At 34.7% G+C, this 17,653-nt stretch carries 17 protein-coding genes; 4 read left to right on the top strand and 13 right to left on the bottom strand.

Annotated features, from left to right (window positions below; genetic code table 11):
• Positions 1-167: 167 nt before the first annotated feature.
• From ACAM30_RS16080 to prfB, 7 genes are all read right to left on the bottom strand, one after another.
• On the bottom strand, positions 168-638 hold the full coding sequence (locus tag ACAM30_RS16080; protein WP_369615606.1) for a hypothetical protein: 471 nt from the start codon (positions 636-638) through the stop codon (positions 168-170).
• Positions 639-749: 111 nt separating this feature from the next.
• Positions 750-1,097 carry a hypothetical protein gene (locus ACAM30_RS16085; protein WP_369615607.1) on the bottom strand — a complete coding sequence of 116 codons (348 nt, stop codon included), beginning with the start codon at positions 1,095-1,097 and terminating at the stop codon, positions 750-752.
• A gap of 121 nt (positions 1,098-1,218) precedes the next feature.
• Positions 1,219-1,641 (bottom strand): DoxX family protein, encoded by a 423-nt coding sequence (locus tag ACAM30_RS16090; protein ID WP_017498342.1) that lies wholly within the window; start codon positions 1,639-1,641, stop codon positions 1,219-1,221.
• Positions 1,642-1,764: 123 nt separating this feature from the next.
• Entirely contained in the window at positions 1,765-3,393 is a 1,629-nt protein-coding gene (locus ACAM30_RS16095) for an acyl-CoA carboxylase subunit beta (RefSeq protein ID WP_369615608.1), read from the bottom strand.
• 204 nt (positions 3,394-3,597) lie between these two features.
• Positions 3,598-4,596: a UDP-3-O-(3-hydroxymyristoyl)glucosamine N-acyltransferase gene (gene lpxD, locus ACAM30_RS16100; protein ID WP_369615609.1), complete on the bottom strand. Its 999-nt coding sequence runs from the start codon at positions 4,594-4,596 to the stop codon at positions 3,598-3,600.
• Positions 4,597-4,951: 355 nt separating this feature from the next.
• Entirely contained in the window at positions 4,952-5,398 is a 447-nt protein-coding gene (gene msrB / locus ACAM30_RS16105; RefSeq protein ID WP_369615610.1) for a peptide-methionine (R)-S-oxide reductase MsrB, read from the bottom strand.
• Between the two features lie 97 nt (positions 5,399-5,495).
• A protein-coding gene (prfB, locus tag ACAM30_RS16110) for a peptide chain release factor 2 (RefSeq protein ID WP_202704231.1) occupies positions 5,496-6,594 on the bottom strand; the annotation gives its coding sequence in 2 pieces (ribosomal slippage) (positions 5,496-6,530 and positions 6,532-6,594; 1,098 coding nt in all).
• A gap of 151 nt (positions 6,595-6,745) precedes the next feature.
• Here prfB and ACAM30_RS16115 point away from each other — a divergent pair.
• The gene (locus tag ACAM30_RS16115) at positions 6,746-7,765 is read left to right on the top strand and encodes a low specificity L-threonine aldolase (RefSeq protein ID WP_369615611.1); all 1,020 of its coding nucleotides are present in this window, start codon (positions 6,746-6,748) and stop codon (positions 7,763-7,765) included.
• Positions 7,766-7,892: 127 nt separating this feature from the next.
• Here the strand turns inward: ACAM30_RS16115 and ACAM30_RS16120 are convergent, their stop codons facing one another.
• Entirely contained in the window at positions 7,893-8,213 is a 321-nt protein-coding gene (locus ACAM30_RS16120; protein ID WP_017498214.1) for a YbaB/EbfC family nucleoid-associated protein, read from the bottom strand.
• A gap of 142 nt (positions 8,214-8,355) precedes the next feature.
• Here ACAM30_RS16120 and ACAM30_RS16125 point away from each other — a divergent pair, with 142 nt between their 5' ends.
• Positions 8,356-10,416 (top strand): S9 family peptidase, encoded by a 2,061-nt coding sequence (locus ACAM30_RS16125; protein WP_369615612.1) that lies wholly within the window; start codon positions 8,356-8,358, stop codon positions 10,414-10,416.
• Positions 10,417-10,486: 70 nt separating this feature from the next.
• Positions 10,487-11,527 carry a PLP-dependent cysteine synthase family protein gene (locus ACAM30_RS16130; protein ID WP_369615613.1) on the top strand — a complete coding sequence of 347 codons (1,041 nt, stop codon included), beginning with the start codon at positions 10,487-10,489 and terminating at the stop codon, positions 11,525-11,527.
• Positions 11,528-11,715: 188 nt separating this feature from the next.
• Here ACAM30_RS16130 and ACAM30_RS16135 read toward each other — a convergent pair whose 3' ends face one another.
• The gene (locus ACAM30_RS16135) at positions 11,716-13,335 is read right to left on the bottom strand and encodes an alkaline phosphatase family protein (RefSeq protein ID WP_369615614.1); all 1,620 of its coding nucleotides are present in this window, start codon (positions 13,333-13,335) and stop codon (positions 11,716-11,718) included.
• 452 nt (positions 13,336-13,787) lie between these two features.
• Positions 13,788-13,979: a hypothetical protein gene (locus ACAM30_RS16140; RefSeq protein ID WP_369615615.1), complete on the bottom strand. Its 192-nt coding sequence runs from the start codon at positions 13,977-13,979 to the stop codon at positions 13,788-13,790.
• A gap of 240 nt (positions 13,980-14,219) precedes the next feature.
• On the opposite strand from ACAM30_RS16140, the gene ACAM30_RS16145 reads away from it, so the two are divergent.
• Complete coding sequence (locus tag ACAM30_RS16145; protein ID WP_369615616.1) at positions 14,220-14,960, top strand: hypothetical protein; 741 nt, start codon at positions 14,220-14,222, stop codon at positions 14,958-14,960.
• A gap of 112 nt (positions 14,961-15,072) precedes the next feature.
• Here ACAM30_RS16145 and ACAM30_RS16150 read toward each other — a convergent pair whose 3' ends face one another.
• The 3 genes from ACAM30_RS16150 to ACAM30_RS16160 form a co-directional block, all read right to left on the bottom strand.
• Positions 15,073-15,624, bottom strand: coding sequence for a hypothetical protein (locus tag ACAM30_RS16150; RefSeq protein WP_369615617.1), 552 nt, complete (start codon positions 15,622-15,624; stop codon positions 15,073-15,075).
• A 319-nt stretch (positions 15,625-15,943) separates the two neighbouring features.
• Positions 15,944-17,182 carry a hypothetical protein gene (locus ACAM30_RS16155; RefSeq protein ID WP_369615618.1) on the bottom strand — a complete coding sequence of 413 codons (1,239 nt, stop codon included), beginning with the start codon at positions 17,180-17,182 and terminating at the stop codon, positions 15,944-15,946.
• Positions 17,183-17,189: 7 nt separating this feature from the next.
• On the bottom strand, positions 17,190-17,651 hold the full coding sequence (locus ACAM30_RS16160) for a hypothetical protein (RefSeq protein WP_369615619.1): 462 nt from the start codon (positions 17,649-17,651) through the stop codon (positions 17,190-17,192).
• Positions 17,652-17,653 lie beyond the last annotated feature (2 nt).

Below are 17,653 nucleotides of genomic sequence, written 5' to 3' on the forward strand. Positions count from 1 at the left end.
TGGACATAAGTATAGAAAGTAACACGAATTGCACTAATTGTCACCAATTTGTTAGTGAAATTAATTTCACTAACATGGTTCTAATAAAATTTGTGCAAATTCGTGGAATTTGTGTTCACATGGTAGCCCATTTTGAGCCTCTTTTTACTGAATTAAATAACTAACATTTAAATAGAATCCTGAATGATTTTAAGCCATTTTTTTGCAAATATATGATCCTGATAAGCGCTTATTTGTTTGATTCGGTCATCGTCAAAATCATAGAAAGCAATTGTATTTTTTTTAGAAGTTTCTTTGTCCAGAAATTCAAAATCGATTTTTAGTATCGTATCCGAGTTTCCGTCGGTTGTTAGTACCAATTTGCAGGAAGAGACATTTTTCAAATCAACATAAGTAGATTCTTCCTGATTGGGATTGAAATTCATCAGTATGAATTTTTTATTCTTTTGATCAATCGTCAGTGTTTTATTGCTTTGAGATTCGGTCAGATCAAAGTCTTCCGGATGTGTCGGATTGAATCTCTTTTTGATGTTTAGGATTTTAGATTTGTTTGCAGCGTTTGAACGTGCTGAAAAATAAACAGGAATGGCTACTATGATGGCGATCACAATACCAATTATGGTTACACTTGTTTCCATTTGTATTAAAATTTGATAAATTGATATGAAATAGTAAACAGTTTTCAGATTGAAAACGGCTTAATAATTGGGAAAAGAAAGATCTTCTCGACTAAAAAATCATAAAGTAATCTACCAGAAAAAATGGAAGGGGTAGAGCATTAAAAGAACCTTTTTGCTCTGAGTACTGAATTGATTGGCAAAGTTTGAAGCAGTATTTATCGCCTGATGCTGAGGAACAGCAACCAATAAAGAGTCAAACCATTTGATTAAACCGGAAGAATTGGTTTTGATATTCCCTACCAGATGATAACCTGTTTGTGGCTGAATAAAAGCCAAAGAATCAGTATAGTCGATAGAAAAAGTAGTATCTGCCTTTTTGCTTTCAATTTTGTCAACAACAGACTCGTTTGCCTGAGCGGCAAAAAAGGTGATGATCAAAAGTGATATAAAAGCAATAGTCTTACGAATCCAATTCATGGTCGCGAATTTAACTCTTAAAAGACAATTAAAGAAATTTTACGTCATTAATTAACGTTTCAAAAGGGGCTAATTATTTTATCCTCAACTTTTAATTGGTAGAGTTGAGGATAAAACAAAGTTATTGTTGCATTTTGAAATAATAGTCAGCTGAGTGTTTTCCGCTTCCATAGAATAAAAAGAACACACAAACCAATAAAACTACAATTGCAAGAATCAAGCTTTCAGAATGCATGTGTCCCATAAAATTAATCAGAACGGCCCCGAAAAGTATGGGCAATTGAGCAGCTATTGCCCAACGGGTAAGCAGCCCGAAAACAATCATGATACCTCCAATCATGTGAGCCGGTGCGATGTAATGTAACAGAAACATTCCACCGCCAAATTTATCAATAGGAGAAATCAAATCATGCAGATACTGAACATTCGTTACAAATGAAACTCCTTTCATAAATAAAAAAACACCCAATACAATACGTACTAAATCTACAGGTAAATAAGTGTGCGAATTGGCCCATTTATTTAAGCTTTTTACATTTTCCATGATACTACGTGATTAAAAATTACTCACTAAAGTTACTGATTTTTAATGATATATTTATTTTTAAGTAACTGAAAATAAGTTTTTTACTTTTTATTTAACGCGTTTATGGGAATGTTTTAAAACTTAAACCTGAATCACTCCTAAATTAAAGGATTTTTGAATAGGAGCGTGGTTGGCAGCTTCTATTCCCATTGAAATCCAGGTACGGGTGTCAAGAGGATCAATAATGGCATCTGTCCACAATCTTGAAGCAGCGTAGTAAGGTGAGGTTTGTGCATCATAACGCGCTTTTATTTTGTTGAAGAGTTCTGTTTCTTTTTCTTCGTCAACAACTTCTCCTTTTGCTTTTAGTGAAGAAGCTTCGATTTGAGCAAGTACTTTTGCGGCCTGAGTTCCTCCCATAACGGCAAGTTCAGCACTTGGCCAGGCAAAAATTAATCTTGGATCATAAGCTTTTCCGCACATTGCGTAGTTTCCTGCACCATAAGAGTTTCCAACGATAACGGTAAACTTCGGAACAACCGAATTACTTACGGCATTTACCATTTTAGCACCGTCTTTTATAATTCCGCCATGCTCTGACTTTGATCCTACCATAAAACCGGTAACGTCCTGTAAAAAAACTAAAGGTATTTTCTTCTGATTACAATTGGCAATAAAACGAGTCGCTTTATCGGCACTATCCGAGTAGATAACCCCTCCAAATTGCATTTCACCTTTTTTAGTTTTTACAACCTTTCTTTGATTGGCTATAATTCCAACCGCCCAGCCGTCGATTCTGGCGTATCCTGTAATTAGAGATTGACCGTAACCTTCTTTGTAAGCTTCAAATTCTGAATTATCAACCAAACGATTGATGATTTCCATCATGTCATATTGCTCGTTTCTGGCTTTTGGCAGGATTCCGTAAATATCTTTCGGTTCCAGAGCGGGTTTTTCGGCTTTGATACGGCTATAGCCAGCCTTGTCAAAATCACCAATTTTGTCTACGATGTTTTTTATTTTTTCTAAAGCATCTTTGTCGTCTTTGGCTTTGTAATCGGTAACACCTGAGATTTCACAATGTGTTGTAGCTCCTCCTAAAGTTTCATTGTCGATAGTTTCTCCAATTGCGGCTTTTACCAAATAGCTTCCCGCAAGGAAAATACTTCCCGTTTTGTCTACAATTAGAGCCTCATCACTCATAATAGGCAGATAAGCGCCACCGGCAACACAACTTCCCATTACGGCAGCGATTTGGGTGATTCCCATACTGCTCATTTGTGCATTGTTTCTAAAGATTCTTCCGAAGTGTTCTTTGTCAGGGAAAATTTCATCCTGCATTGGCAGATAAACGCCGGCACTGTCTACGAGATAGATGATTGGCAGTCGGTTTTCCATAGCAATTTCTTGTGCGCGCAGGTTTTTCTTTCCGGTAATCGGAAACCAGGCACCGGCTTTTACGGTAGCATCATTGGCTACCACTATGCATTGCTTTCCTCTGATGTATCCTATTTTAATGACAACGCCTCCAGACGGACAGCCACCATGTTCGGCATACATTCCTTCACCAACAAAAGCTCCGATTTCAATACTTTTAGAATTTTCATCTAATAAGTAGTCAATACGTTCGCGTGCGGTCATTTTGCCTTCGGCATGTAGTTTTTCAATACGTTTTTCGCCTCCTCCTAATTTTACTTTAGCAAATTTTTGTTTTAGTTCAGAAAGTAGTAATTTATTGTGATCTTCGTTTTTATTGAAGTTTAAATCCATAATATATTAATGTTTTAACAAAATAGTGTTGGCTAATTTACAAAATCAATTGAAACCCACATAATAAATGTTGTGCTGTTATGAAATAAAATTACGATTCTGATCGTTAAATTTTTACTATTTTTTAGAAGACGAAAAGTGCCTGTTTAAGACATAAAAAAACCGGAAGCGAACTTCCGGTTTTTCTTATTATTGATTTTTAGATTATTTTTTAATATCACAAACCATTCGTTTTAGAAGAGCCCATTGCTTTAAAGCATCTCTGGCTTCTACAGCAGGATAACCTAACATGGTTTTTCCGGCAGCAACATCACAAATAACTCCTGAACCTGCTCCAACTACGGCACCATCGCCAATAGTTGTATGGTCTTTGATGGAAGCGCTTCCGCCAATGATAACACCATTTCCTAAAGTTACAGAGCCGGCTAAGCCACTGTTTCCTGCCATAATGCAAAATTTACCAAGTTTACTGTTGTGACCTATTTGTACTAAATTGTCAATTTTACAGCCATCTCCAAGAATAGTAGAGCTAAATTTTCCACGGTCTACGCAGGTATTCGCACCAATCTCAACTCCGTTACCAATAATTACGTTTCCAATTTGTGGAATTTTTACTAGTCCTTTTTCGCTACATGGACGAAATCCAAAACCATCAGCGCCAATTGTCGCATTAGGATGAATGATACAATCGTTGCCAATATGACAACGCTCACGGATAACTGTTCCGGACCAGATAACGGTATTATTACCAACGGTACATTCGTCTAGTATGGTTACGTTTGGATAAATAGTGGTATTGGATCCAATTTCTACTTTTGGTCCGATGTAACAGCCGGCACCAATTTTGGCACCTTCACCGATAATGGCCGTTTCATCTACAGTAGCGGTTTTGTGAATATTAGTATGAAAAATTGGGGCAGGAGGGGCAAAAAGAGCCAGAATTTGAGACATGGCCAAATCGGCGTTTTTTACTTTGATGAAGGCACGGTTTTCTCCCGGTTCTATTGAAATATCTTCGTTAACTACTGCAATCGATGCATTTGAAGTTGACCAGTATTTCTCATATTTTTTGTTTCCTATAAACGAAATTTCTGAAGTTGTCGCTTTTTCTAGTTGCTCGGTGGCAGTTATGCTTTGCGAAGTAGTGCCGTAAATTACGCCATTGATTACTTCGTTAATTTCTTGAATGGAATAGGATTTCATTTAATGAATGTAATAGATTATAGGGTTAATTTTTTCCAAATAAAATCAATTAGATTTTAATTACCTAATATTATTTATGAGTTTATTGAAATATGTTTAGAATAATAGCTTAAATATTACAATATTAACATTTTAATGGTTTGTTTGTTAATAGTTTTTTAGTTTGTATTTAAGTTAGTACTGCTGTTTTTTTTGATATAAATGAGGGGGATTCGATTTGAATTGAAATGGAAAATCAATAATTAATTTATTGATAAGTAGTGGCTTACAAATGTAATATAAAACATTTGAAAAAAAGCTTGGAATAAAAAAAAAATCGATTCGCTTTTGGTGAAAGGAATCGATTTTATTTTTTTTAATTTTTTATTTTAGAAAGGGAAACGGCATTAATACAATATCGTAAACCGCTGGGTTCGGGACCATCTGGAAAGACATGTCCTAAATGAGCGTCGCAGGTATTGCAAACGACTTCAACCCGAACCATTCCGTATGATCTGTCAGCATGGTATGCAATCGCATTTTCTTTTAAAGGCTGAGTAAATGAGGGCCATCCTGTTCCTGACTCAAACTTCTCAGAAGCATCAAATAATAAAGTTCCACAGCATTTACACTCATAAATTCCGGGATCAAACAAACTGCAAAGTTCAGAACTGAAGGATCTTTCGGTGCCTTTCAATCGGGTTACCTGAAATTCTTCAGGAGTTAAAAGCTGTTTCCATTCTTCCTCCGTTTTTTCTACTCTTTTTTCCGGTATCGGATTTCCTTTATTTGTAAAATGAATTACATCTGCCCATTTTATCATAACTTTCTCTTTTAAGTTTTCTGTCTCAGTCCCAGTATTAGGTCTCAGTTGTCGGTCTCAGTGAACTGAAAACTGCGACTGAAAACTGATCACTAATTTATTCTTCCTCTTTCTGTCCCATCATCATTAAGTAGGCTTTCAGGAACGGATCTATATTTCCATTCATAACGCCATCAACATCACTGGTCTCGTAGCCTGTACGGACGTCTTTCACTAATTTATAAGGCTGCATTACGTAATTACGTATTTGCGAACCCCATTCGATTTTCATTTTTCCAGCTTCGATATCGGCACGTTGCGCTTGTTGTTTTTTTAACTCGATTTCATACAATTGAGAACGTAACATCTGCATAGCACGCTGTCTGTTGTCCTGTTGAGATCTTGTTTCAGAACATTGGATCTGAATTCCGGTTGGCTTGTGTACCAATTGTACTTTGGTTTCGACCTTATTTACGTTTTGCCCTCCGGCACCGCTGGAACGGGAAGTTGTAATTTCGATATCGGCAGGATTAATGTCAATTTCGATACTGTCGTCGACAAGCGGATACACATAAACAGATACAAACGAAGTATGACGTTTGGCATTACTGTCAAAAGGAGAGATTCGCACCAAACGATGCACTCCGTTTTCACCCTTTAGGTAACCGAAAGAATAATCTCCTTCGAATTCTAAAGTTACGGTTTTAATTCCGGCTACATCACCTTCCTGAAAGTTAAGTTCTTTGATTTTGTAACCGTAACTTTCTCCCCACATCATGTACATGCGCATTAGCATTCCGGCCCAGTCACAGCTTTCAGTTCCTCCGGCTCCCGCTGTAATTTGTACTACGGCACTTAAACTGTCTCCTTCATCCGAAAGCATGTTTTTAAATTCGATGTTTTCAATATGAGCCTGAGTAGTGTTGTAATGTTCGTCTAGCTCGGCTGCAGAAAGTTCGCCCTCTTTGTAAAAATCATAGGCAAGCTGCAGTTCATCAGTAAGTTCGATTGCTTTGTTGTAATCTTCGATCCATTTTTTCTTGTTTCGAAGGTTTTTTACGATAGCTTCGGCTTCTTTTGCATTGTTCCAAAAATCAGGTGCAAAAGTCTTTTCTTCCTCGTTTGCAATTTCGATTAGTTTGGCATCAACGTCAAAGATACCTCCTCAACGCACCAAGGCGCTCCACAATACCTTTTATTTGTTCGGTCGTTGTCATAAATTAATAGTAGTTTTATATGTTTTTTACAAATATTACGTTAATTTGGTTCTATCGTTATCGGGAAGTTAAAATTTACTGAAACTTACCAAAATTAACTAACAGTAATATGTAATTTTGCTGTACAAAAATAAGATATAGTTTTTAGAATATGGAAATAAATTTAATTAGCGATACCATTACTAAACCAACATATGAAATGTTGCAGTATATGTTTAATGCTCATGTTGGGGATGACGTATACAGGCAAGATCCTACAGTTATCGAATTAGAGACTAGAGTTGCTGAGTTTTTTGGTATGGAAGCCGGGCTTTTTTTTCCGTCTGGAACTATGGCAAATCAAACCGCAATTAAATTACATACGCAGCCCGGAGAACAATTGATTGCAGATAAATATGCTCACGTCTATCATTATGAAGGAGGAGGAGTTTCGTTTAACAGTGGTGTATCCTGTTGTTTGTTAGATGGAAATAGAGGGATGATAAATGCCAGTCAGGTAGCTGCGGCAATCAATGATCCTGAGTTTTATCACAGTCCGTTAACCAGTTTGGTTTGTGTCGAGAATACCACCAATAAGGGGGGCGGGGCTTGTTATGAATTAGAAGATTTAAGAGAGATAAAAAAAGTTTGTGATGCTAATAATCTGAAATTCCATTTGGATGGAGCCAGAATTTGGAATGCATTGGTGGCTAAAAGACAAAACCCGAAAGAATTTGGAGCAATTTTCGATACGATATCGGTTTGTTTGTCTAAAGGATTAGGTGCTCCAATAGGTTCTGTATTGCTTGGAACGAAAGAAGATATTCGTAGGGCGTTGAGAATAAGGAAGATACTTGGCGGAGGAATGCGTCAGGTAGGGTATTTGGCAGCAGCGGGATTGTTCGCTTTGGCACATAATATCGAAAGACTGGCAGAAGATCACAGAAGAGCTAAAGAAATCGCAGCTGTATTAAGTACGAAATCCTGGGTTTCCGCAATAGAACCGGTTGAAACGAATATTTTGATTTTCTCCCTGGCAGAAGGGTATAGCGATCTGCTTTTGATTGAAAAGCTTAAACAAAAAAATATCTTAATAAGCTCGATGGGGCATAATAAACTTAGAATTGTTACCCATTTAGATTATAAAGAAGTAATGCATACTTATGTGATTGAAACACTGCAGAAATTTTAGGGGAAAGGTTCTAAGTTGCAAAGGTACAAAGGTCTTGATTTAAAGGCAGCTTGTATAAAAAAAGCTATCCGTAAAGGATAGCTTTTTTTATACATCTTTGACTCAGAATCTTAGAGCCTTAGTCTCTCTATTTAAAAAGATTATCCATTCCCGGAATCATTGGCATATCCATTTTGGCAACGGCATCCAATTCTCTTTCGTTTACACTTGTTGCTTTTTCTATTGCTTTATTCAGAGTTACAATAAGGTAGTCTTCAAGTTGTTCTTTATCTTCCAGTAAAGAATCATCAATGCTGATTGATTTTACTTTTCTATTGGCTGTTAATGTTATTTTTAATAATCCGTCAGCGCTTTGTTCATCAATCAAAACGGTGTCTAAACGTTTTTTTGTATCTTCAATTTTTTGTTGGGTTTCTTTAAGTTTACCCATCATTCCCATTAAATCCATTTTTGTTGATTTTTAAATTATTCCGTACAAAATTAGTATATTGCTGTATGAAAGCAACATATATTTTATGAAAAAATTAATTTGGTTCTGTTGCGTTTATAGTATTTTTGCTGCTTCGTATTTAAAAACTAATGCTCAATCAATGCAAAACGATATAGTGGCCCCAATAGCCAAAGAAGTTCCAAAATCACTAAAAAAACATAAAGAAACCAGAGTCGATAATTATTTCTGGTTAAATGATCGCGAAAACCCTGAGGTAATTGATTATCTGAATCAGGAAAATGCTTATTACCAAAGTATGACTTTGCATACCAAAGGCCTTCAGGAAGACCTGTATGAAGAAATGAAAGGAAGAATAAAAGAAGACGATTCCTCTGTTCCTTATTTTTACAACGGATATTATTACATCACCCGTTTTGAGACAGGAGAGGATTATCCAATTTTTGCCAGAAAAAAAGGGAGCCTTTCGGCAGAAGAAGAAATTTTATTCAACTGTAATGAGCTGGCAAAAGGACATGCTTATTTTAAATTAGGAGGCTTAAGCATAAGCCCTGATAATAAATTCGCAAGTTTTGGAGTTGATATTGTAGGAAGAAGAATTTACACGATTCAGTTTAAAAACTTAGAAACGGGAGAAATTTTACCCGATAGAATTGAAAATGCAACCGGAGGGTCGGTTTGGGCCAATGATAATAAAACTGTTTTTTATACCAAACAAGACGAAGTTACTTTAAGAGCGGATAAAATTTTCAGACACAAATTGCATACAGATGCTACAAAGGATGTTTTGGTTTTTAATGAAACTGATGACACCTTTAACGTTTCTGTCAGCAAAGAGAAATCAAGAAAATATATCGTAATTGGTTCCGGAAGTACCTTAACTACAGAATATAGGATTTTGAATTCTGATAACCCGGACGGGGAGTTTGAAGTGTTTCAGACCCGTGTTCGTGGGCTGGAGTACAGTATTTCGCATTATGAAGATTCGTTTTATATTTTAACCAATAAAGACAAGGCGACCAATTTCAAGCTGATGAAAACTCCTGAAAACAAAACAGGAAAAAGAAATTGGGTAGATCTTATTCCGCATCGTGAAGATGTTTTATTGGAAGATATTGAGATTTTTAAGAATTATTTAGTGGTTGAAGAACGCTCAAATGGTTTGAATCACATTCGTATTATGCCGTGGAATGGTGAGCCTGATTATTATTTGCCTTTTGGCAGTGAAACGTATAATGCATATACCACAACAAATGTTGATTTTGATACGGATATTTTGCGTTACAGTTACCAATCACTGGCAACGCCATCTTCTGTGATCGATTTCAATATGAAGACTAAAACCAAAGAAGTTCTAAAAGAACAAGAAGTTTTAGGAGGGAAATTCGATAAAGAAAATTACATCGAAGAGCGTGTTTGGGCAACAGCCAGAGATGGTGTTAAAGTGCCTATTTCGATGATTTACAGAAAAGGGTTGGAAAGAAACGGTAAAAATCCGTTACTTCTTTATGCTTATGGTTCTTACGGAATCACAATGGATACTTATTTTTCTTCTACAAGACTTTCATTACTGGATCGTGGTTTTGTTTATGCAATTGCCCACATCAGAGGAGGAGAAGATTTAGGCAGACAATGGTATGAAGATGGAAAACTGTTAAAAAAGAAAAATACCTTTACAGATTTCATCGATTGCTCTAAATTTGTTATTAACGAAAAATTTACTTCTTCTAAACATTTGTACGCAGAAGGAGGATCAGCCGGAGGACTTTTGATGGGGGTTATCTCAAACGAAGCACCGGAACTGTACAACGGAGTAATTGCTCAGGTACCTTTTGTAGATGTTATTACCACAATGCTGGACGACAGTATTCCGTTAACAACAGGAGAATATGATGAATGGGGAAATCCCAACAATAAAAAATATTACGATTATATGTTGTCGTACTCGCCGTATGATAATGTAAAAGCTCAAAATTATCCTAATATGTATGTCTCTACCGGATTACACGATTCGCAGGTGCAGTATTGGGAACCTGCCAAATGGGTAGCCAAATTGAGAAACCTAAAAACAAATAACAATTTATTGTTTTTAGACACCAATATGGATGCCGGACATGGCGGGGCTTCAGGACGTTTTGAGGCTTTAAAAGACTTAGCAAAGGAATTTAGTTTTTTATTAGATTTAGAAAAAATTAAAAGCTAATTAGATTTTTTTTGTTAAATTTGCAACCTATCAAGGTTATTTTAAAATGCCTTTGATTAACTATTTTTTTATGAAAGAAGAAATAAACGCTTATAATAATGTTTTAGAATTAATAGGTAATACCCCTCTTATTAAACTAAATAAAATCACCGAAGAGTTAGAAGGTAATTTCTACGCAAAGGTTGAAGCTTTTAATCCAGGACATTCCTCAAAAGATAGAATAGCGTTATACATTCTTGAAGAGGCCGAAAAAAGAGGTATTCTATCGCCAGGTGATACCATCATCGAAACGACATCCGGTAATACAGGTTTTAGTTTGGCTATGGTGAGCATTATAAAAGGTTATAATTGTATTTTGGCAGTAAGTTCAAAGTCATCGAAAGATAAAATTGACATGTTGAGGAGTTTAGGTGCGAAAGTTTACGTATGCCCGGCTCACGTTTCGGCAGATGATGAAAGATCATACTATAATGTAGCGAAACGTTTACACGAAGAAACAAAAGGTTCTGTGTACATTAATCAATACTTTAATCAGTTGAATATTGATGCACATTATAACTCTACCGGACCAGAAATCTGGGAACAGACTAAAGGAAAAATTACACATCTTATTGCGTGCAGCGGAACAGGAGGAACGATCTCAGGAACTGCAAAATTCTTAAAAGAGAAAAATCCAAATATCAGAATTTTAGGCGTTGATGCTTTTGGATCGGTATTAAAAAAATACCACGAAACGAAAGAGTTCGATAACAAAGAGATTTATCCGTACCGTATTGAAGGTTTAGGTAAAAATTTAATTCCTTCGGCTACAGATTTTGATATCATCGATAAGTTCATGAAAGTGACGGATGAAGAAAGTGCTCATTCTGCAAGAGAGATCACCAGAAAGGAAGGTTTATTTGTAGGATATACGTCAGGAGCTGTGATGCAGGCTATTAAGCAATATGCAGAAGAAGGAGAATTTACTAAAGAAAGTAATATTATTGCTATTTTTCCAGATCACGGTTCTCGCTATATGAGTAAAGTATTCAGCGATGACTGGATGAACGAGCAAGGCTTCTTTGACAGTGTTAATGAAGAGGAAGTTCAAAAAATTGAATTTGTAAAGTAGTATAGTAAACTGCTTTTTTAGATATAAGACTCTATTCGTATTACGGATGGAGTTTTTTTATGCCTAAATTGTTTTAGATAGCTAATTTTGGAGGGATTTAAAAAAACAAGCACATTCAAAAGTACTATATTTTTGAATGTGCCTGAAAGTTGAGGTTGCCAAAGCGCAAATTCCCTCAGATAAGTTTATTATTTTCCGGCAGGCAATAGAGAGCGGCCTTCCAGCGACCAGCCAAAAGCAATGTCTACACCAAACCATTTAAGCGATGAATAAGCAATATCTGTCATTTTAGGAACGTCTCCCGAGATTGTTCTTCCACATTTTAAAGGAGCGTTACCTGAAACCCAGGTAGGAGTAGTAACAAAGGATAGCGAAACATTACTTGGACTTGAATCTGTAAAAGTATTCCCGGATCCGTTGTTACCTTTCCAGTATCCAATAAGACTATTGTAATCCGGATGAGCATTGGTTACAGACGAACAGCTGTTGTTTAGGATAGATGTTTCCGGCAATGCTTTGTTCCATATACGTACTTCGGCAATATTTCCGTTGATAGTTGGTCCGTAAGACAAAGTTCCGTCCTGACCAATTGCAAAAGGCAGTCCTGAGGATAAACTTCCAAAATCACTATTTATAGTTGTCTGGTCTACAAAGATACCATCCTGATAAATTTTTAGTAATTTGGCTGTACGGTCTACTACCATCGCCAGATGGTGCCATTTTCCATCGCTAATAGGATTACTTGCTGATAAGTCTAAACGCCCCGAACCGTCTCCAATATTAACCTTCCAGCTACTGTCTTTTCCGGCAATAACAAAACCGGAGTTTGAACCGGATGCCCAATTTTTGTTTGAAACAATAGCCGGATCATCTGAGAACCCTGATGTTTTAACTCTGCATTCGACAGTAAAACTCGTGGTGCCAAAATTGTAAAGCGAATTAGTGGTTGAGGTATAAATTTTATTGTTGTTAAAATTTACAAATGTTCCGGTAATAGAGGTTTCCGGATCGGCTTGCTGAGTAGGGAAATCTTTATTGTAGAAAATAGTAAAAATATTTCTTTCCTGATAAGAGGAGCCGCCGTGAGAAGTACCTACGCCTCCATGATCTGTAGAAACAATAATAAGCCAGTCTTCATCATTGTACGTTGGCCTGCTTTTTAAAGCGTTTAAAATCTCTCCGATATAAGAATCTGTTGTTTCGATGGCGGCTTTATATTGAGGGACACTTCCCGAAAATCCGGAGGAGTGTCCGGCATGATCGACATCATCGAACTGAAGAAATAAAGCATCAGGATTATCATTTTTAAGAGCGTTTACGGCCTCGTTTTTTACATCGAGATCAGCTGTTACGTTTTTTTCGACATCAATCCCGTCGATAATATCGTCATTAATAGGAGACCAGTGTACGATAGATATAGTTTTTAGTGCCGGATTACCAATTTCCAAACGCTTTAAAAAGCTGGGATAAAGGGTAAAGTTTGGCGTCGAAAAAGAATTGTCAGTAACTCCGTGTTTTGAAGACGATACTCCTGTAAGCATGGTAGACCAGCCGTTTCCGCTCCAGGTTGGAGAGTTGGTCAATGCATCAAAGCTGTAAACAGAATTGTTGAGTAAACTTTTAACATTTGGAGTATTTGAACTCATTAAAGCATCACCTCTGCAGCCGTCTATCCCAATAAGAAGCAATTTTTTCGTTTTTGGGGTAGAAGATTCAGACTCATGCTCAGAGTTGTCTTTAGAACAGGAAGTGATTAAAAATAGTGCCGTCAGAATCATGACAAAGCTCAGTAGGTTTTTTCTTTTCATTTTCTTTTCATTTTCTTTTCATTTTCTTTTAAATTGTTTTAGATATTTGTTTTACCCGAAACACATAAGAAACTTTGGAACAGACTGAATCTTGACCGCACACTTTTTGTATTGGTAATTTTTTAAAGCTGTACAGCAGGATTTTCAGTCCAAATTGACTACTCATTTCTGATGCATATTTCAGGTTTAGAATGGGGTTGTAAATTTGGTGCAAGTTCGGCAGTAAAGAGAAATTTAAATATGATAAAAATCATATTTTATTGAATAACAGAATGTTGTTTGTTTTTTAAAACGAAAATTGAATAGGGGATAATTGATGATTAGCTTTTGAGCAGCTAATTTATGAAATTAAAGAGCTTGTGAAAAGCTATTGCCACCGGACAGTTTGTAGCAGATTTTTGAATGTAAAAAAGCCTTCTAAAAATAACTTTAGAAGGCTTTTTGATTTTTTATTATTGTTTTTTTTGCTGACCCGGTGCATAAGCTTTAGCACTTTTGCTTCCGGAGATTTTTTTAGCCTGCCCGGGTGGAATTTTCCCGGAAGGAGTACTGTGTGTATGTACACTACAGCTTATGATACTAAGAAGTAAAAAGACAATAACCAAAAGAATTACTGCAAATTTGGTATATTTTGATGTTTTCATTATTTGTTTTTTTAGCTGCAAATATATTAAACTGTATGAGTTTTGTAATTCCTTCTTTGAAAGAATTTTAATCATTTCTGCAAAATAAATAGAACGATGAGGGGTAATATGTATACTCGCAATAAGGGTAAATTATGATAAAAGGAAAAATATTTTTAGTTCTTCCCAACCTTTTCCTTTAAAATACACTCTATAGAAGTATAATCGTCTTTGAACGATTTAAACTAAAAACAGTATAGTATGAAAAAGAAATTCACTTTAGAAATAGCCGACCCTTGTTCTGAAAATTTTGATAGTATGATTCCTAATTCACAAGGTTCCTTTTGCAGTTCCTGTGCAAAGAATGTAATTGATTTAAGCCGAAAAACGAACTCCGAAGTAGCCAGATTCATCGCAGACAATAAGGACCAAAACATTTGTGCCCGATTGAAAATAACTCAGCTAGAGGAGGAGTTTGTACAGCAGGAAACCTCTAAAATGAATAATCTGAAGTATGCGGCAGTAGCAGCCTCTATACTGTTGGCTTCAAATGTTACAGGACAGGAAAAAACTCCGGTTCAAACTGAAATAAATGAATCAGTACCTAAAAGTAATATTATGGGGAAAATAGCGGTTAATCAAACCGTTCAGGAAGAAATTTCGATAATCCTCAAAGGGAAGTTGTTAGATGCAAAAACAAACAGACCTTTAAACGGTAAAGTCTATCCGAATCTAACACTTAGTGTAAACGATTCACAGCCTCCTATGAAAATAGATCCGAAAACGGGTGATTTTTCGATTACGTCCCTGGTTTCTAAAAAAGGTGAAGCCCTTATCATTACTATCACTGGCGGAGATTATTTTTTATCGAAAACGATCCCTTTTGACATTAAAAAAGTGAAAGGAAATGTTCTTCATCAAAACATAAAGATAAACACCGAGGAATTGATGAAGGTATATATCGCCGGAGGGTTAGGTATTAATTATTCTCAAAAAAAGTGATTCAAGAGAATGGATTGATTTGTTGTTTTTTTAAATGAAAAAAGCTCTGGAGGTTCCAGAGCTTTTGGTTTTTATAGAAGAATTAGTTTTTTTATAGTTTTCGCTTTTAAAATTATTCATTCTCCTCAGCTTCCCATCGGCCAAGTTTTTTTCTTTTTTCAATTTGATGCAGAGCTATTTTTTTTATCTCTTCATCGTCTGATTGTGAAAGTATTTCTAATGCTTGAACATTATCAGGTTCTGGTTGTGCGCCGATAGCATAGATGATTTTTCTAATATATGGATACTTAAAATCAGAAGGACTTAAATAATCAGGGATAATTTTGATTGCATTTAGTAATGAAGGAATATTTTCTTTAGTATTATTATAGTTTAACTGAAAGAGACTTACTATATCTTCATGTGATTTATGAAAATTTAATAATAGTATCTTTCTTAAAGTAGGTTCATTTTCGGCATTAAAATATTTCATTAAAAAACCTGTATATAAAACATAGTTAACTAGTTTATAATCATTTGTTAACATTGAGTGTTCTATAGCTTCATTGAACTGATTTACCGTAAGTTCGATGTTTAATATTTCAATAAGGTGATCTTTACTTTTTATTTCCTTTTTGATATAATACCTATCCATTACATCTTTAATTTTTTCTACTACTGTCATTACTTTATAATTTCTTTAATGAATTTAAATTCGATTATACCTTTATTAAATTGTTTTAATACTTCCGTCGCTGGTGCGAGCATCTCGCTTGTATCTCAATCTAAATTAGTCTATAAAATCCGAAAATACCGACTATTTTATTTCAATGAAAATATTTATAATTAAAATATCACTTTTAATTATATGAAGAAAAAAAGTGATTCAAGAGAATGGATTGATTTGTTGTTTTTTTGAATAGAAAAAGCTCTGGGATTTCCAGAGCTTTTGGTGTTTATAAAGAACACTTGTTTTTTATAGTTTTTGCTTATATTTTGAACTGTTATTGATCGAGATATTTGGAAAGAGAAGCTTTGTTTTTCTCTATTAATTGATTTAGAACGGTCAAATTAATCATTTTTTGTGTCTGATTTTGTGCTTGCAATCTAATATTTTCCAGATCTTTTTGAATCGGATCAGTCGAGTTTAAATCTATAAAAGTATTGGATTTCAGTTTCAGTAGGAGATTATTAAGAGTGTTAAACAGAGGGGAAGTATTGTCTACCTTTCCTTTGTTTTCCAAAAAAGTTTCTGTGTAAAATTTACCGTTTTTTTCGTGTTTGATAATATAATATACGGAGTCATCTAGTGAGAACTTAAATTTATGGATTAATCTGATGCTCTCATTTGTAGATGGAATTAGGAATTTTTCTACTGAATTTTTATATTTTTCAAGGCTTTCAGGACTATTAATTAAGGCATCTTCTCCTTTTTTGTAGACATGGAAAATAGAATTATCCAAACTAAATGGCATACTGATTTGAAAATTAGTTGTTTTAGGGGAAATACCAAATTCTGCTTTTGCATAATGATAATTTTCAACCCAGTTTCTTTCATCCCTTATTTCTTTTAAATATTGTGAATTATTTTCTTTGTACCAAGTTTTATAATAAGTATAGAATGTATTAATATCGATAATATTATTTATTGATATTTTTCTTTTTATATCTTTTAAGAGATTATTACTTTCGTTACTTTTCTGAAAGATAAAATTAAGTTTATTGGAATCAAGGCTTTTAATTAAAGTTAGAATATTACCCTGATTAAACATATCATAAATATACCAACGGTTATTAATTTCTACGCAAGACATTACTGCTATAATTTGAAAAGGCAAGCCATCTATTGTTATTGCATATTTTACAAAATTCACCTTTTTTCCTTTTTCACTAAACTCGTAGATAGATTCAATTTCAACATACTCTTTTTCTTTGTTTGATTTTTTTACCAAATTGTAGTGCTCTTGATCCTTAACAGATTTATGCTCTTTATCATGATAATCACTTTTATCCCAAATGGAGTCATTTGCAGAAAAATAAGATTGTATTAAGCCTTCAACTCTTGTATAATCTATCTCAGAAGGAGAATCCGCTTTATTAATTCTAAGTGCCGGGTTGAAAATTTTAAAATTGATTTCTTTTATATCATTATATTCTAAAGGAATACCTTCTTTCACATTGACTTGGGCGAAGAAGGCTGTTTTAAAAAAAAAGATAATTATAGTTATTATTAAGTTTCTCATGTCAATTTTATAGTTTTTTTCGTTCTTTCCTTTTGATGTTAATGTAATAAAATAAGGCGGGTATCGCTGCTAACATAAATATTGGAGTAAACCAATAGTCACGCATTTCATAAGAAAATGGGCTGTTTATTATGTTATTTTTTCTTCTATATATAATTTTATTTTTTACAGAGCTTATTCTCCAAATCGGAATTTCAGTTGTATTTTGATTTTCGATTATGCTTTGAGAAATTGTAATGCCACTCTTTAATTTGTCAGATTTGCAATATCCATAAAATATCCAAGAAGTTTTATTACTGCTACTACTCATTGGAGGTATTTTTTCTCTTACCACTAATGTATCTTTATGATAATATTTTTGAGGATTAAATGAGGCGTAAAAAATCTTGGTTTTAGTAAAATCATTTGCTACTTCAATTCCAGTTATTGATACTCCTAAAAATATTAGTATTAAACAAAATGTTTTCATAA

It is taken from the genome of Flavobacterium sp. CFS9 (assembly GCF_041154745.1).
Taxonomy (GTDB): domain Bacteria; phylum Bacteroidota; class Bacteroidia; order Flavobacteriales; family Flavobacteriaceae; genus Flavobacterium.

Excerpts from the sequence above, each read along its gene's own strand:
- lpxD (WP_369615609.1), bottom strand. The coding sequence starts at position 4,596 with ATGAAATCCTATTCCATTCAAGAAATTAACGAAGTAATCAATGGCGTA.
- msrB (WP_369615610.1), bottom strand. The coding sequence starts at position 5,398 with ATGATAAAATGGGCAGATGTAATTCATTTTACAAATAAAGGAAATCCG.
- ACAM30_RS16150 (WP_369615617.1), bottom strand. The coding sequence starts at position 15,624 with ATGACAGTAGTAGAAAAAATTAAAGATGTAATGGATAGGTATTATATC.
- ACAM30_RS16140 (WP_369615615.1), bottom strand. The coding sequence starts at position 13,979 with ATGAAAACATCAAAATATACCAAATTTGCAGTAATTCTTTTGGTTATT.
- ACAM30_RS16085 (WP_369615607.1), bottom strand. The coding sequence starts at position 1,097 with ATGAATTGGATTCGTAAGACTATTGCTTTTATATCACTTTTGATCATC.
- ACAM30_RS16115 (WP_369615611.1), top strand. The coding sequence starts at position 6,746 with ATGGAAATAAATTTAATTAGCGATACCATTACTAAACCAACATATGAA.
- ACAM30_RS16080 (WP_369615606.1), bottom strand. The coding sequence starts at position 638 with ATGGAAACAAGTGTAACCATAATTGGTATTGTGATCGCCATCATAGTA.
- ACAM30_RS16160 (WP_369615619.1), bottom strand. The coding sequence starts at position 17,651 with ATGAAAACATTTTGTTTAATACTAATATTTTTAGGAGTATCAATAACT.
- ACAM30_RS16095 (WP_369615608.1), bottom strand. The coding sequence starts at position 3,393 with ATGGATTTAAACTTCAATAAAAACGAAGATCACAATAAATTACTACTT.
- ACAM30_RS16120 (WP_017498214.1), bottom strand. The coding sequence starts at position 8,213 with ATGGATTTAATGGGAATGATGGGTAAACTTAAAGAAACCCAACAAAAA.
- ACAM30_RS16090 (WP_017498342.1), bottom strand. The coding sequence starts at position 1,641 with ATGGAAAATGTAAAAAGCTTAAATAAATGGGCCAATTCGCACACTTAT.
- ACAM30_RS16145 (WP_369615616.1), top strand. The coding sequence starts at position 14,220 with ATGAAAAAGAAATTCACTTTAGAAATAGCCGACCCTTGTTCTGAAAAT.
- ACAM30_RS16135 (WP_369615614.1), bottom strand. The coding sequence starts at position 13,335 with ATGAAAAGAAAAAACCTACTGAGCTTTGTCATGATTCTGACGGCACTA.
- ACAM30_RS16155 (WP_369615618.1), bottom strand. The coding sequence starts at position 17,182 with ATGAGAAACTTAATAATAACTATAATTATCTTTTTTTTTAAAACAGCC.
- ACAM30_RS16130 (WP_369615613.1), top strand. The coding sequence starts at position 10,487 with ATGAAAGAAGAAATAAACGCTTATAATAATGTTTTAGAATTAATAGGT.
- ACAM30_RS16125 (WP_369615612.1), top strand. The coding sequence starts at position 8,356 with ATGCAAAACGATATAGTGGCCCCAATAGCCAAAGAAGTTCCAAAATCA.